The sequence below is a fragment of the Streptomyces sp. NPDC042364 genome, from assembly GCF_056437585.1.
Window position 1 is genome coordinate 20798 of record NZ_JBWKAJ010000016.1, and the last position, 12841, is coordinate 33638.

Below are 12841 nucleotides of genomic sequence, written 5' to 3' on the forward strand. Positions count from 1 at the left end.
GAACATGGGGAGGCTCCTCTGCATTGAGTCGGCATAGCTCAACTTGACTGCCGAGGGAGAGATCATGGCTTCGACGTCCGCACCGCTCACCCTGCCCGTACTGCCGCTCGACGACGAGGTCGTGCTGCCCGGCATGGTGGTGCCGCTGGACCTCAATGACACGGATGTACGGGCCGCGGTGGAGGCCGCGCAGGCGGCGGCGCGGGCGGAACGCGGCAAGCCGAGGGTGCTGCTGGTGCCGCGGATCGACGGCGCGTACGCGGCCACCGGTGTGCTCGGCACCGTCGAGCAGGTGGGGCGGCTCGCCGACGGCGACCCCGGGGCGCTGATCCGGGGGCGTGACCGGGTGAGGATCGGGGCCGGGACCACCGGGCCCGGGGCCGCGCTGTGGGTCGAGGGGACCCGCGTCGAGGAGAGCGTGCCGGAGCCGCTGCCCGGGCATGTCGCCGAACTGGTCACCGAGTACAAGGCACTGGCCAGCAGCTGGCTGCGCAAGCGCGGCGCCTGGCAGGTGGTGGACCGGGTACAGGCCATCGACGACGTCTCCGCACTCGCCGACAACTCCGGCTACTCGCCGTTCCTGACGACCGAGCAGAAGGTGCAGCTGCTGGAGACCGCCGACCCGGTCGCCCGGCTGAAGCTCGCCACCCAGCAGCTCCGCGACCACCTCGCCGAGCAGGACGTCGCCGAGACCATCGCCAAGGACGTCCAGGAGGGCGTCGACAAGCAGCAGCGCGAGTTCCTGCTGCGGCGTCAGCTCGAAGCCGTCCGCAAGGAACTGCGTGAACTGAACGGCGAGAAGGAGGGCGAGGAGTCCGACGACTACCGCGCCCGGGTCGAGGCCGCCGACCTGCCCGAGAAGGTCCGCGAGGCCGCGCTCAAGGAGGTCGACAAGCTGGAGCGGTCCAGCGACCAGTCCCCCGAGGGGAGCTGGATCCGCACCTGGCTCGACACCGTGCTCGAACTGCCCTGGAACGAGCGGACCGAGGACGCGTACGACATCCAGGGCGCCAAGGGCGTCCTGGACGCCGAGCATGCCGGCCTGGAGGACGTGAAGGAGCGCATCACCGAGTACCTCGCCGTGCGCAAGCGGCGCTCCGACCGCGGCCTCGGTGTCGTCGGCGGCCGGCGCGGCGGCGCGGTGCTCGCCCTCGTCGGGCCGCCCGGCGTCGGCAAGACCAGCCTCGGCGAGTCCGTGGCGCACGCCATGGGCCGCAAGTTCGTCCGGGTCGCCCTCGGCGGCGTGCGGGACGAGGCGGAGATCCGCGGCCACCGGCGCACCTACGTGGGCGCGCTGCCCGGCCGTATCGTCCGCGCCATCAAGGAGGCGGGTTCGATGAACCCGGTCGTCCTGCTCGACGAGATCGACAAGGTCGGCTCCGACTTCCGGGGCGACCCGGCGGCGGCGCTGCTCGAAGTCCTCGACCCGGCGCAGAACCACACCTTCCGGGACCACTACCTGGAGGTCGAGCTGGACCTGAGCGACGTCGTCTTCCTCGCCACGGCGAACGTTCTGGAAGCCATCCCCGAGGCGCTGCTCGACCGTATGGAACTGGTCCGGCTCGACGGCTACACGGAGGACGAGAAGGTCGTCATCGCCCGGGACCACCTGGTGCCGCGGCAGCTGGAGCGGGCCGGGCTCGACGCCGACGAGGTGACCCTCGAGGAGAGCGCGCTGCGCAGGCTCGCCGGCGAGTACACCCGCGAGGCGGGGGTCCGGAACCTGGAGCGGTCCGTCGCCCGGCTGCTGCGCAAGGTCGCCGCCCAGCACGAACTGGGCGAGCGGGAGCTGCCGTTCACCGTCACCGACGCCGACCTGCGCGGCCTGATCGGGCGCCCGCACCACGTGCCCGAGTCCGCCCAGGACCCGGCGGAGCGGCGTACGGCCGTCCCCGGTGTCGCCACGGGGCTCGCGGTCACCGGTGCGGGCGGTGACGTCCTCTACGTCGAGGCGTCGCTGGCCGACCCGGAGACCGGCGCGGCGGGGCTGACGCTCACCGGGCAGCTGGGCGACGTGATGAAGGAGTCCGCGCAGATCGCGCTCTCCTTCCTGCGCTCGCACGGCGCCGAACTGGAACTGCCCGTCGCCGACCTGAAGGACCGGGGTGTGCACATCCACTTCCCGGCGGGCGCGGTGCCCAAGGACGGACCCAGCGCCGGTGTCACCATGACGACGGCCCTCGCCTCGCTGCTGTCCGGCCGGCTGGTCCGCACGGATGTGGCGATGACCGGTGAGGTCTCGCTCACCGGGCGGGTCCTGCCCATCGGCGGCGTCAAGCAGAAGCTGCTCGCCGCGCACCGGGCCGGGGTCACCACGGTGATCATCCCCAAGCGCAACGAGCCCGACCTGGACGACGTCCCCGCCGAGGTCCTCGACAAGCTGGAGGTCCACGCCGTCACCGACGTCCGCCAGGTGCTGGAACTGGCCCTCTCACCGGCGGAGGTGGCGGTCCCGGCGGCGGCTTGACGACCGCACGGCCGCCCGGCGCACGGGCGGCTCCACGGAGCTCCGGTGGTGACGTGACGGACATCCACCGGACGAGGGAAGGCCCGGGTCCCGTGAGGGAGGCCCGGGCCTCTCCCTTGGGTCCCCCGTGCGGGCGGCACCCCTCGCACACGCCCTCCCGGCGGTCCGGGCCACCCCTCACCTGCGGAATACTTACGGCGCCGCCCACGACGGCGGTCCCCGGCGGAAACATTCGGCAACTCTTCGGCTACGCGGTATCGGGATCAGGAGCGCTGACGTGCAGGACGAGGGCGGAAACGGCGGCGAGGGCGATGTCGGGCCCGGAGCGCCGACCGGCGGCATGGACCAGGCATTCCTCGCGCTGGAGCGGGAACTGACGGTCCTGCTGCGGCGCGCCCGCGCCAAGTCCGGCGAGATGGCCCGGGCGGTCCACCCGGACCTGGAGTCGGCCGCGTACGGGCTCCTGGCCCGGCTCGACGAGACGGGCCGGCTCCGCGCCACCGAACTCGCCGCGTACATCGGCGTCGGCAAGGCCACGATGTCCCGTCAGCTGCGCGCCCTGGAACACCTCGGCCTCATCGCCCGCGAACCCGACCCGGCCGACGGCCGCGCCTGGCTCGTCCACCTCACGGACGAGGGGCGGGCGCGGTTCCGCGCGGTGCGGGACGCCCGGCGGGTGGCGTACGTGCGCCAGCTGGCCGACTGGGACCGGGACGAGGTGGCCCAACTCGCGCGGCTCCTGCACCAGCTGAACCGGGGCGCGGAGGGCTGACCTCCCGAGAGGCGCGCCGGGCCGGGCTGCCGCCCCTCACACCCGCCCACGCACCACGCCGCCTCCACGGCCGCGCGTCCTCACAGCTCCGCGTACACCACGCTCGCGTCGTCGTGGGTCTTCGCCCGCCCGAGGAACCGGCGCTCGGTGTCGGCGTGCTCCAGGTCCCGTACGCGCTCCACCAGGGCGGCGGCGCCCTCCTTCCGCAGGAACGTGAAGCAGTCCTCCCAGCCCCCTTCGCGGAACTTCTCCACCCAGCGGGACGCTCCGTCCGTCAAGGCGGCCACGGCCCTGACCCGTTCGCGGGGGACGACCCCCGTCACCGCCCGTGCGGCCACGGACGGATCGGCCGCCGCCGTCCAGAAGCCGCCCTCCTTGTTGCGGACGGTGGAGTCGGCGATCGCGGCGGTGGCGAGCAGGGCGCGCGGGAGTTCCGACAGACGGTCGTCCAGCACCGCCGTCACCAGCCCGTCCGGCCCCTCGAACAGCAGCGCCGAGTCGGAGAGGACCAGGTACTCCAACCAGTCCTGCGACCACCGCGCCAGAACCACTGTGGCCTGCGGGGTTCTTGGGTGAGAAAGGTCACAGGTTTGGGCGTGCGCCCGGGCGGTACGAGTGATTGCCTGCGAAAGGACGGCGGTCAGGGGTGAATCCCGTTCCGAAAGGGACAGTTCGGTCAGCGCGCCGCCGAGGCGGGAGGTGAACCACGCGACCGAATGTCGACAGCCGTAGTCGGCGGGCGGTGGTGTCACACCGTCAAGGAGGACCACGGTGCCGCCCTGTCCCCCGGCGGGAAGCGCGACCGACGCGAAGTCCTCGTTGGGGCGGGTGGGATCGCCCGGCTCCGAGACGAGTTCCGTACGCATTCGGCCAGTCTGCACGAGCCCTCCACAAGATCCGTGAAAGGCCGACAATGGTCGCCGTACGACCCGGACCCTCCAGGCCGGGTGCCGGGTTTGGCATGGAATGATCGTGAGTGGTGAAGCGCGGCGGCGAATACTGCCAAAGCGCGTCGCCGACGTCCAACCGGCCGACCGCGCGGGACATCGGCACGAGCCGGTGGAACTTGCCCGTCAACTCCCCGGGGATGTTCACTCCTTCGGGTGGCGGGCCCGATGATGCGGGACCATCACCCACCGGCACTGGGAGGGTCGGGAGCCGTACCGGGGGGACGCTCACAAGTTGACGGAACGTCACCCGGGCCCATGGGTACACGAGTCAGGAATGCGAGCACCGGTGCAGAAGACGCGGCCTCGGCGCACAGGCAAGAAGGCAGCTTCGAAGGCCTCCGCGGCCTCCCCGAACCAGCAGGGGACGGCGCAGCAGGCCCCCACCGTCGGCACCGGGCGCAAGGCGCACGTACGCAACCGGCTCATCATCGCCGTGGCCGTCGTGGCCGCCGCCATCGCGGGTGCGGGGGCCCCCTCGGTCCTCGCCGCCTCGGAGCAACTGCACGACACCCAGAGCCTGGTCACGCTCGCCGAGCAGACCCAGGAGACGCTCACCCTCGCCCACGCGCTGGCCGACGAGCGCGACGAGGTCACCGCGTACATCGCCGCCGGACGGCCCAAGTCGGACGCGCCCGGCGAGCAACGCGCCGACCGCGTCGACCGCCAGGTCGAGGAGCTGAGCGCCGACACCGACACCTCCGCCGCGCTGCGCAAGGACATCGGGTCCATCGCCGCCGTACGGAAAGCGGCGCTCTCCGGGCGGAGCACCGCTCTTGAAGCGCATCAGGCGTACACCGCCGTCGTCACCGAACTCCACGCGCTCGCCGAGGAACTCGCCCAGCAGCTGCCGCCCCGCGCGGGCGGCGGAGCCTACGCCCTCGCCGAACTGGACACCGCCGTCCAGCAGGCCGCCGCCGCCCGGGGGCTGCTCGTCGCCGCGCTCAGCGTCCCCAGCACCTCGCAGACCGTCGTCGACCCGGCCACCGGGCTGCCCACGACCACGACCGGCTCCTCCGCCGCCGACGAGAAGCAGCGAGACGCCCTCGGCGCCGCCGCCCAGCAGGCCCGCGTCCGCTCCGACGCCGCCCTCGCCCACTTCCGCGAGACCGCGCCCGCCACCGCCCGCTCCGCGTACGACGCCACCGTCACCGGCCCCGAGGCCGACGCCGCGGACAAGTACCTCGCGCGCCTCACCGACCAGCCCTCCCTCTCCGACGACGAGAAGGGCACCGGCGCCACCAAGGTCGACGCCGCGCTCTCCGCCCGCGTCGACCTGATGCGCGGCGCCGAGTCCTCCCTCTACGACCGGCGCACCAAGGACCTCGCCCAGCTGCGCGACGACGACGTGACCGCGCTGGAGATCCGTGTCGCCCTCCTCGGCGCGCTGATGCTCCTCGCCGTCGGTGTCGCCACCGGCATGGCCCGCTCCCTCACCCGCCCGCTCGCGGTGCTGCGCATCGGCTCCGCCCGCGTCGCCGGTGACCCCGTCGCCGAGGAACCCATCAAGTTCACCGGCCGCAACGACGAGTTCGCCCAGGTCGTACGCTCCGTGAACGCGCTCCACGCGCACGCCCTCGCCCTGCACGAGCGGCTCGCGCCCCTGGAAGGCGACCGCAAGCACCTCATCGGCCAGCGCCAGACCATGGCCGACGAACGCGACCGGCTGCGCGCCGAACTCGCCGAGGCCGGCGCCCACCTGGGCAGGATCCAGCACAGCATCCACGGCACGTTCGTGAACCTGGCGCTGCGCACCCTCGGCCTCGTCGAGCGCCAGCTCGCCGTGATCGAGTCCCTGGAGGAGCGCGAGCAGGACCCCGACCGGCTCGCCACCCTCTTCAAGCTCGACCACTTCGCGACCGTCATGCGGCGCCACAGCGAGAACCTCCTCGTCCTCGCCGGCCACGAGCACATCCAGCACCACGCCGGCGCCGTCCCGCTGGTCGACGTCGTCCGCGCCGCGGTCAGCGAGATCGAGCGCTACGAACGGGTCCGTATCGGCGCGCTGCCGCCGAGCGCGCACATCGCCGGGTTCGCCGCCGACGACCTCAGCCACCTCCTCGCCGAACTCCTGGAGAACGGCACGTCGTTCTCGCCGCCGGAGATGAGCGTCGAGATCTCCGGCTGGCTGATGGAGAACGGCGAGGTCACCGTCTCCGTCCAGGACGGCGGCCTCGGCATCGCCGCCGACCGGCTCGCGAAGCTCAACGCCCGCCTCACCGAATTCGACCCCGACGCCCCCTACGACCAGGAGGACGGCGAGGGCCTCGGACTCGGCCTGTACGTCGTGGCCCGCCTCGCCCACCGGCTCGGCAGCCGCGTGCGGCTCCAGGAGCAGACACCGGGCGGTACCGCCGCGGTGGTCGTGCTGCCCAAGTCGCTGCTGGCCGCGGCACCGGCCGCGCCCGCCGGAGGCCCGCCGCCCGCCGCGGGGCCCGTGCTGTCCCTGCCCGGCATCGCCGCCGAGAGCAACGAGGGCGCCCTGCCCGCCCGTACCGTCGCCGTACGCGAGCCGGAGGGCGACGGCGACCCGCTGATCGAGGCCGCGGAACGCGCGCTGCTCGCGCGGGAGGCCCCCCACACCGCCGGACGCGCGGGGAACGCGGACGGCGCGGCGGACGACGAGGGCAGCGGACCCGACACGAGCACGGACACGGCCGTCCGCGGTGGGAACGCGGACCTCGGACCGGGCACGGAGACGGCCGTCCGCGGCGGGAACGCGGACCCCGGACCGGGCACGGAGACGGCCGTCCGCGAGGGGAACGCGGACCCCGGACCGGGCACGGACACCGCCGTCCGCGAGGGGAACGCGGACCCCGGACCGGGCACGGACACCGCCGTCCGCGAGGGGAACGCGGACGCGGCAGGGGAGGACGAGGACGACGACGTACGGGAGGACGCGCCGGCGGCCCCGGCGGAGTCCGTCTCCGAGACCACCATGGAGCTGTTCGCTCCCGTGGCCCCGGAGCCGGCCGCCGACGAGGACGACGGCGACCCGTACACCATCGGCCCCGACACCCATGAGCGCGCCGCCGACGAGGGGGACGCGGCGCGTACGACGGAGGGGACCCCGCGCCTCACCGACAAGGGCCTGCCCAAGCGCACGCCCAGGATCACCGCACCGGTGCCCACGGCCCCCAGGCAGCGCGCGGGGGGCGTGAACGCCGAGGAGCTCAGGCGTCGGCTCGGCGGGTTCCACCAGGGGGCCAGGGAGGGACGCCGCGACGTCGAGGCGGAGATCGCCGAGCAGTCGGGCGAGACACGGGCACCCGAGCCACAGGAGTACCGGACAGAGGCAGTTGACACCACGGGGGGCACTTCCGAGGAGGCAAGCAGTTGACCGCGCCCAGTACCTTCGGCTTGAGCAGTGAAGCCCGCAACCTGCACTGGCTGCTGACCAACCTCGTCGAGGAGGTGCCGGGACTGCTGTCGGTCGCGGTGGTCTCCTCCGACGGTCTGCTCCTGCTCTCCTCCGACCCCGGCCGCAACGCCGAGGCCCGCGAGGCCCAGGGAGAACGGCCCCAGGGCCCCCGGGGCTCCGCCGCCGACCTCGCCACCATCGTCTCCGGCATCGGCAGCCTCACCATCGGCGCCGCCAAGCTCATGGAGTTCGGCGGGGTCAAGCAGACCATGGTCGCGATGGACGAGGGCAGCCTCTTCGTGATGTCGATCAGCGACGGCTCGCTGCTCGGCGTCCACGGCTCCCCGGACTGCGACATGAGCGTGGTGGCGTACCACATGGCCCTCTTCGTCGGCCGTGCCGGACACGTCCTCACACCCGAACTCCGCAGCGAACTGCGCAAGTCCCTGGAGGCCGAGGAGATCGAGGCGGCCGGGAGCCGGCGATGAGCGGCGCGAAGAAGACCAGGGCGCGCGCCCCCAAGCAGGGCTCGGCGAGGAAGCCGGGCCTGCAGCGGTCCCCTCACAAGAGGCTCCCGGTGCGCGGCGGGGACCGCAAACCCGCCCGCGTACGCCCCTACTCCCTGACCGGCGGCCGCACCCGCTTCGGCCATGTGCTCCTCGTCGAGACCTTCGTCGCCGTGCTCGAAGCACCGGCCGACAGACCGGAGCCGGCCGGGGGCACCGCCCACGCGTTCGGCGGTGGGGGAGGGCCACTCAACACCAAGGTGATGCCCGAGATGCGGGCCATCGTCGAACTCTGCCGCCGTATGCGGACGGTGGCGGAGATCGCCGCGCTGCTCAAGATGCCGCTCGGTGTGGTCCGCGTTCTCCTCAGCGATCTCGCGGACCAGGGAAAGATCCGTGTGTACGGAACAGGTCACGGCCCGGGACAGCCGGACCGCGCTCTGCTGGAAAGGGTGCTGAGTGGACTCCGCCGTCTCTGACGCCGCCTCGCCGGGCGTCACCCCCGACGCCTCGCCCGGCGTCAACCCGGGCGTCACCGCCGACGCCCCCCGGCCCGGCGGCTTCGCCCGGGCCGCCTCCCGCGGTCTCGACCGCTTGACCGCGGCGCCCGCGCCCCGGTACGAGCCGGAGCCCGAGGAGGACCTGAAACCCTGGCAGGCCGACCTGTCCCGCGCCCCCATCGCCACCAAGATCGTGGTGGCGGGCGGGTTCGGCGTCGGCAAGACCACCCTCGTCGGCGCGGTCTCCGAGATCACCCCACTGCGCACCGAGGCCCTGATGACCGAGGCCAGCGCCGCCACGGACGACCTCTCCGCGACCCCGGAGAAGATCACCACCACCGTGGCCATGGACTACGGCCGCATCACCCTCGACGACGACCTCGTCCTCTACCTGTTCGGCACGCCCGGCCAGGAGCGCTTCTGGTTCATGTGGGACGACCTGGTGCGCGGCGCGATCGGGGCCATCGTCCTCGCCGACACCCGCCGTCTCACCGACTGCTTCCCCGCGCTCGACTACTTCGAGAGCTGCGGCCTGCCGTACATCGTCGCCGTCAACGAGTTCGACGACAGCGACCGGTACGAGCCGGAGGACGTACGGGACGCGCTGACCGTGCCCGCCCATGTACCTGTCATGATCATGGACGCGCGGGACCGGGCCTCGGTGCTGGAGACCCTGCTCGCGCTCTGCGGCCACGCGATATCCGTCAGCCCCGAGTAGCCCCGGCAGGGCGCGGGGCACACCGAGGCGTAGGAGGAGACCAGTCCGGATGCGGAAGATACTCGTCGTCGGAGCCGGCCAGTCCGGGCTCCAGCTCGCCCTCGGCCTCCAGTCGCACGGGTACGAGGTCACGCTGATGTCCAACCGTACGGCGGACGAGATCCGGCACGGGCGGGTCATGTCGACGCAGTGCATGTTCCCCACCGCGTTGCAGCACGAGCGGGACCTCGGGCTGAACTTCTGGGAGTCGCAGGCGCCGCGGATGGTGGGTATCGGCGTCTCGGTCTCCGGCCCCGGGGCCGAGCGCCTCGTCGACTGGGTCGGGCGGCTCGACGGGTACGCCCAGTCCGTCGACCAGCGGGTGAAGATGGCCGGCTGGCTGGACACCTTCGCCCGGCGGGGCGGCCAACTGGTCATCCACGGCGCGGCCGTCTCCGACCTCGACTACTTCGCCCGGATCTACGACCTGGTCCTGGTCGCCGCGGGCAAGGGCGAGCTGGTCTCCCTGTTCTCCCGCGACCCCGCCCGGTCGCCGTTCACCCGGCCGCAGCGCTCCCTCGCGGCGGCGTACGTCCACGGTCTGGAGCCCCGCCCCGAGCACCCCGACTACGAGGCGGCGCACTGCAATCTGGTCCCCGGCGTCGGCGAACTCTTCGTCACCTCGACGCTGACCACCTCCGGGCGGGCGGACCTGCTCTTCTGGGAGGCGGTGCCCGGCGGCCCGGCCGATGTGTTCCAGGGCGTCACCGACCCGGCCGAACACCTCGCCCTGACCCTGGACCTCATGGAACGGTTCGTCCCGTGGGAGCACGCGCGGACCGGCCGGGTCGAACTCACCGACGCGGGCGGGGTGCTGACCGGCCGCTACACCCCCGTCGTGCGGCAGCCGGTCGCCCACCTGCCCGGCGGCGGGCTGGCGTTCGGTGTGGCCGATGTGGTCGTGGCCAACGATCCGATCACCGGGCAGGGCGCCAACACCGCGTCCAAATGCGCGGCAACGTATCTGCGGGCGATCCTGGACCACGGGGACGCGGAGTTCGACGAGGCGTGGATGCGGCGGACGTTCGAGCGGTTCTGGGCGGAGACGGCGGGCCCGGCGACGAAGTGGACGAACGCGATGCTCGGCGAGCCGCCGGAGCATGTGCTGACACTGATCGGAGCGGCGGGCGCGCTGCCCCGCGTGGCCGACCGCTTCGCAGGCGGCTTCGACGACCCGGCGGACTTCGAGAACTACTTCTTCGAGGCGGAGAAGACCGAGGCGTATCTGTCGGAGATCGCGGGAGGCTAGGGCCTTCCAGGGGTCTGTCGTCAGACTCCGCCCTTCGAGCAGGGGGACCCCCAGAGCACGCACCAGACGCCGCGAGGCCGCCCTCCGGGCGACGACGGGAGTGGGACGACAGCGCCTAGAAGGCTCGTGAAGATCTTGCTCCGACCACCCGACTCGCCCCCGATGACGTCGGCCGGGCTCCGGCCGTCGTGCCCCTCTCCAGCCTCCGGATGCCGGCGAGCTGCTCGGTGGTGAGGGAGGCGAGGAGCCGTTCGACCTCGCCGAGACGGCTGCGTACCGTGTCGCGTTCCTTCTGCCGGCGCTCCGTGAGGGTGAGCCGGCGGTCGAGGGCGGCTCGGGCCTTGCGGGCGAGCGCGTTCGTCGTCTTCTCGCTGCCGGCCAGCCGTTCCACGGTCCGGGCGCGCTCCTGGGCTACCTGGCCGACCACATGGCCCTGCTCCAGTGCGCGGTGCGGGTCGCGGGCGAGGAGCAGCCGGACGTACGGGGAGAGGTCGGTGCTGCTGTTCTGGTACTGCTGCCGGGCCAGCCGGCCCGCGGCACCCCGTCTGTCGTGCAGCAGGAGCCGGGCCGCGGTGAGCCGCCGGTCGAGGCGCGCGACCTCCGCCTGCTGCTTCTCGAGTTCCTTCTGGGTGGCCTGGTAGGCCTTGGTGGACTTCTCGGCCGCGCGGTACAGCCGCCGGAGGTCGGTGAGCAGCTCGGCCACCGAGCGTTCGCCGGGCGCGGCGGTGCCGCCGCCGTCCGTGGTTCCCCCGGTCCCGGCGGTGCCGCCGTCCGCGGTCGCCCCGGTACCGGCGGTGTCGTCGGTCGCAGGCCCGGCCGTGTCGCTGGGAAGCGGCGGTGGGGCCGCCGCGGACTGGACGGGGGCCGCAGTGAGGAGTGTGCCGGCCGCGACCGCCGTGGCGGCCGCCGTACGGACCAGCCGAGGGAACTTTCCTGACACGTCATCACCTCCGGTGCGCGGATGGGCCGTCCACCTCGCACCGGCAGGATGGGAGGAGCGGGGGGCGGGCGCGCGCCGGGTGGCCCGTCCGGCCCCCGGAGGTCACCCGTCGGGGGACGGCGGCTGCGCGGGCGGCGTGGCGGATTGCCGTTTCGGGCCGGACCACGGCCACTTCGGGCCCCGGCCCGGGTCCGCGTCCGGGGCGTACTCGTACTTCCACAGCTGGTGCATGAATCCGCCCCGCCCCGCGTCGACCCTGCGGTACACGAGCACCGTGTCCGGGCCGCCCTCCGGGTCGGGCACGGGGACCCGGTACGTCTTCGGCGGGTGCCCGGTGATGCCGAGCAGCACCGGCAGGACGCGGCCGTCCAGGGGGCCGCCGACGAAAGGGGTGTCCTGTGTCTTCACCGGACCAGTGTCACAGCAGGTGGGCGGCGTCGCCGACCACGGGCAGGACACGGCGGGCCAGGGTGCCGACGGCACCGTCCGCGGCCTCCATCGCGAGGGCGGCCCGGACGGCGGTCGCGGTCTGCCGGTCGCGGCCGGCGGTGACCGTGACACAGGCGACGAACTGCTCCACGAGCCAGTCGCGCACCTCGGCCACGTCCGGCCGCTTGCCCTCGTCCAGCCAGATGAGGGAGGCGGCCTCCACGGCGGTGATCCACATGCGGACCGTCATCCGCAGCCGGAGGTCCGGCTCCGCGACCTCCAGATGCCGCAGGATGTGCTCGGCGGCGGCCCGCCGTACGCCGTCCACGATGGCCGTCGCCCGGGACGTCTCCACCACGCTGCCGCCCTGGAGGAGGGCGCTGAAACCGGTGTCGTGCTCGTCGACGAAGGCCAGATACCGGTCGAGGGCGCGGGACAGCCGGGCGGTGAGAGGACCCTCGGCGGGTTCGTCGAAGCACTGCTCCAGCTCTTCGGCGGCCGAGCGGAGGGCGGCCTCGTAGAGCTGTTGCTTGCCGCCCGGGAAGTAGCGGTAGACGAGGGGACGGGAGACACCGGCCGCCTCCGCGACGTCGTCGAGGGAGACGTCCTCCGGGGCGTTGTGCGCGAAGAGTTCCAGGGCCGCGTCGAGGAGCTGGCTGCGCCGCTCCTCGACGCTCAGGCGGCGGTACGCGCGGGTGGGGGCCTCGGACGTCATACGGGAAGCGTAGTCGCGCGGCGGGGGCCGGGCGCATGGTAGCTCGGGGGTACGGGTTCGTCGGCGGGTGCGGGTGGGCTGTGGTTTCTCGCGCTGTTCCCCGCGCCCCTGAAGGGTTGGGCCTGCGGCCCGCCCTTCACAGCAAGAGCACGGGGCGCGGCCCCGGTCGCTTTTCGGGGGCGCGGGGCGGTGACACCT

At 73.2% G+C, this 12841-nt stretch carries 11 protein-coding genes; 7 read left to right on the forward strand and 4 right to left on the reverse strand.

Annotation, left to right across the window (positions count from 1 at the left end):
• The first annotated feature begins 64 nt into the window (after nt 1-64).
• Nucleotides 65-2467 (forward strand): endopeptidase La, encoded by a 2403-nt coding sequence (lon, locus tag AC067N_RS27525; RefSeq protein ID WP_478681566.1) that lies wholly within the window; start codon nt 65-67, stop codon nt 2465-2467.
• A gap of 277 nt (nt 2468-2744) precedes the next feature.
• Complete coding sequence (locus AC067N_RS27530; protein ID WP_478681567.1) at nt 2745-3239, forward strand: MarR family winged helix-turn-helix transcriptional regulator; 495 nt, start codon at nt 2745-2747, stop codon at nt 3237-3239.
• Nucleotides 3240-3319: 80 nt separating this feature from the next.
• Here AC067N_RS27530 and AC067N_RS27535 read toward each other — a convergent pair whose 3' ends face one another.
• Nucleotides 3320-4105, reverse strand: coding sequence for a protein phosphatase 2C domain-containing protein (locus AC067N_RS27535; RefSeq protein ID WP_478681568.1), 786 nt, complete (start codon nt 4103-4105; stop codon nt 3320-3322).
• Nucleotides 4106-4475: 370 nt separating this feature from the next.
• Here AC067N_RS27535 and AC067N_RS27540 point away from each other — a divergent pair, with 370 nt between their 5' ends.
• The 5 genes from AC067N_RS27540 to AC067N_RS27560 all read left to right on the forward strand — a co-directional run bounded on the left by AC067N_RS27540 (nt 4476) and on the right by AC067N_RS27560 (nt 10559).
• On the forward strand, nt 4476-7526 hold the full coding sequence (locus AC067N_RS27540; RefSeq protein WP_478681569.1) for a sensor histidine kinase: 3051 nt from the start codon (nt 4476-4478) through the stop codon (nt 7524-7526).
• The gene (locus AC067N_RS27545) at nt 7523-8035 is read left to right on the forward strand and encodes a roadblock/LC7 domain-containing protein (protein ID WP_055518822.1); all 513 of its coding nucleotides are present in this window, start codon (nt 7523-7525) and stop codon (nt 8033-8035) included. The genes AC067N_RS27540 and AC067N_RS27545 overlap by 4 nt, the downstream gene beginning before the upstream one ends.
• Entirely contained in the window at nt 8032-8532 is a 501-nt protein-coding gene (locus AC067N_RS27550; protein ID WP_478681570.1) for a DUF742 domain-containing protein, read from the forward strand. The genes AC067N_RS27545 and AC067N_RS27550 overlap by 4 nt, the downstream gene beginning before the upstream one ends.
• Before the next feature lie 115 nt (nt 8533-8647).
• Nucleotides 8648-9271, forward strand: coding sequence for a GTP-binding protein (locus AC067N_RS27555; RefSeq protein WP_478681703.1), 624 nt, complete (start codon nt 8648-8650; stop codon nt 9269-9271).
• 49 nt (nt 9272-9320) lie between these two features.
• Nucleotides 9321-10559, forward strand: a complete 1239-nt coding sequence (locus AC067N_RS27560; protein WP_478681571.1) for a styrene monooxygenase/indole monooxygenase family protein — start codon at nt 9321-9323, stop codon at nt 10557-10559.
• Nucleotides 10560-10674: 115 nt separating this feature from the next.
• Here AC067N_RS27560 and AC067N_RS27565 read toward each other — a convergent pair whose 3' ends face one another.
• From AC067N_RS27565 to AC067N_RS27575, 3 genes are all read right to left on the reverse strand, one after another.
• A complete protein-coding gene (locus AC067N_RS27565) occupies nt 10675-11499 on the reverse strand; it encodes a coiled-coil domain-containing protein (protein ID WP_478681572.1) in 825 nt (274 codons plus the stop codon).
• 102 nt (nt 11500-11601) lie between these two features.
• Nucleotides 11602-11907, reverse strand: coding sequence for a hypothetical protein (locus AC067N_RS27570; protein ID WP_478681573.1), 306 nt, complete (start codon nt 11905-11907; stop codon nt 11602-11604).
• Nucleotides 11908-11917: 10 nt separating this feature from the next.
• Nucleotides 11918-12643, reverse strand: coding sequence for a TetR/AcrR family transcriptional regulator (locus AC067N_RS27575; protein ID WP_478681574.1), 726 nt, complete (start codon nt 12641-12643; stop codon nt 11918-11920).
• Nucleotides 12644-12841: the final 198 nt, after the last annotated feature.

Bases quoted from the DNA above. Each gene is read 5' to 3' on its own strand.
- lon (WP_478681566.1), top strand. From the start codon at position 65: ATGGCTTCGACGTCCGCACCGCTCACCCTGCCCGTACTGCCGCTCGAC.
- AC067N_RS27535 (WP_478681568.1), bottom strand. From the start codon at position 4,105: ATGCGTACGGAACTCGTCTCGGAGCCGGGCGATCCCACCCGCCCCAAC.
- AC067N_RS27550 (WP_478681570.1), top strand. From the start codon at position 8,032: ATGAGCGGCGCGAAGAAGACCAGGGCGCGCGCCCCCAAGCAGGGCTCG.
- AC067N_RS27560 (WP_478681571.1), top strand. From the start codon at position 9,321: ATGCGGAAGATACTCGTCGTCGGAGCCGGCCAGTCCGGGCTCCAGCTC.
- AC067N_RS27575 (WP_478681574.1), bottom strand. From the start codon at position 12,643: ATGACGTCCGAGGCCCCCACCCGCGCGTACCGCCGCCTGAGCGTCGAG.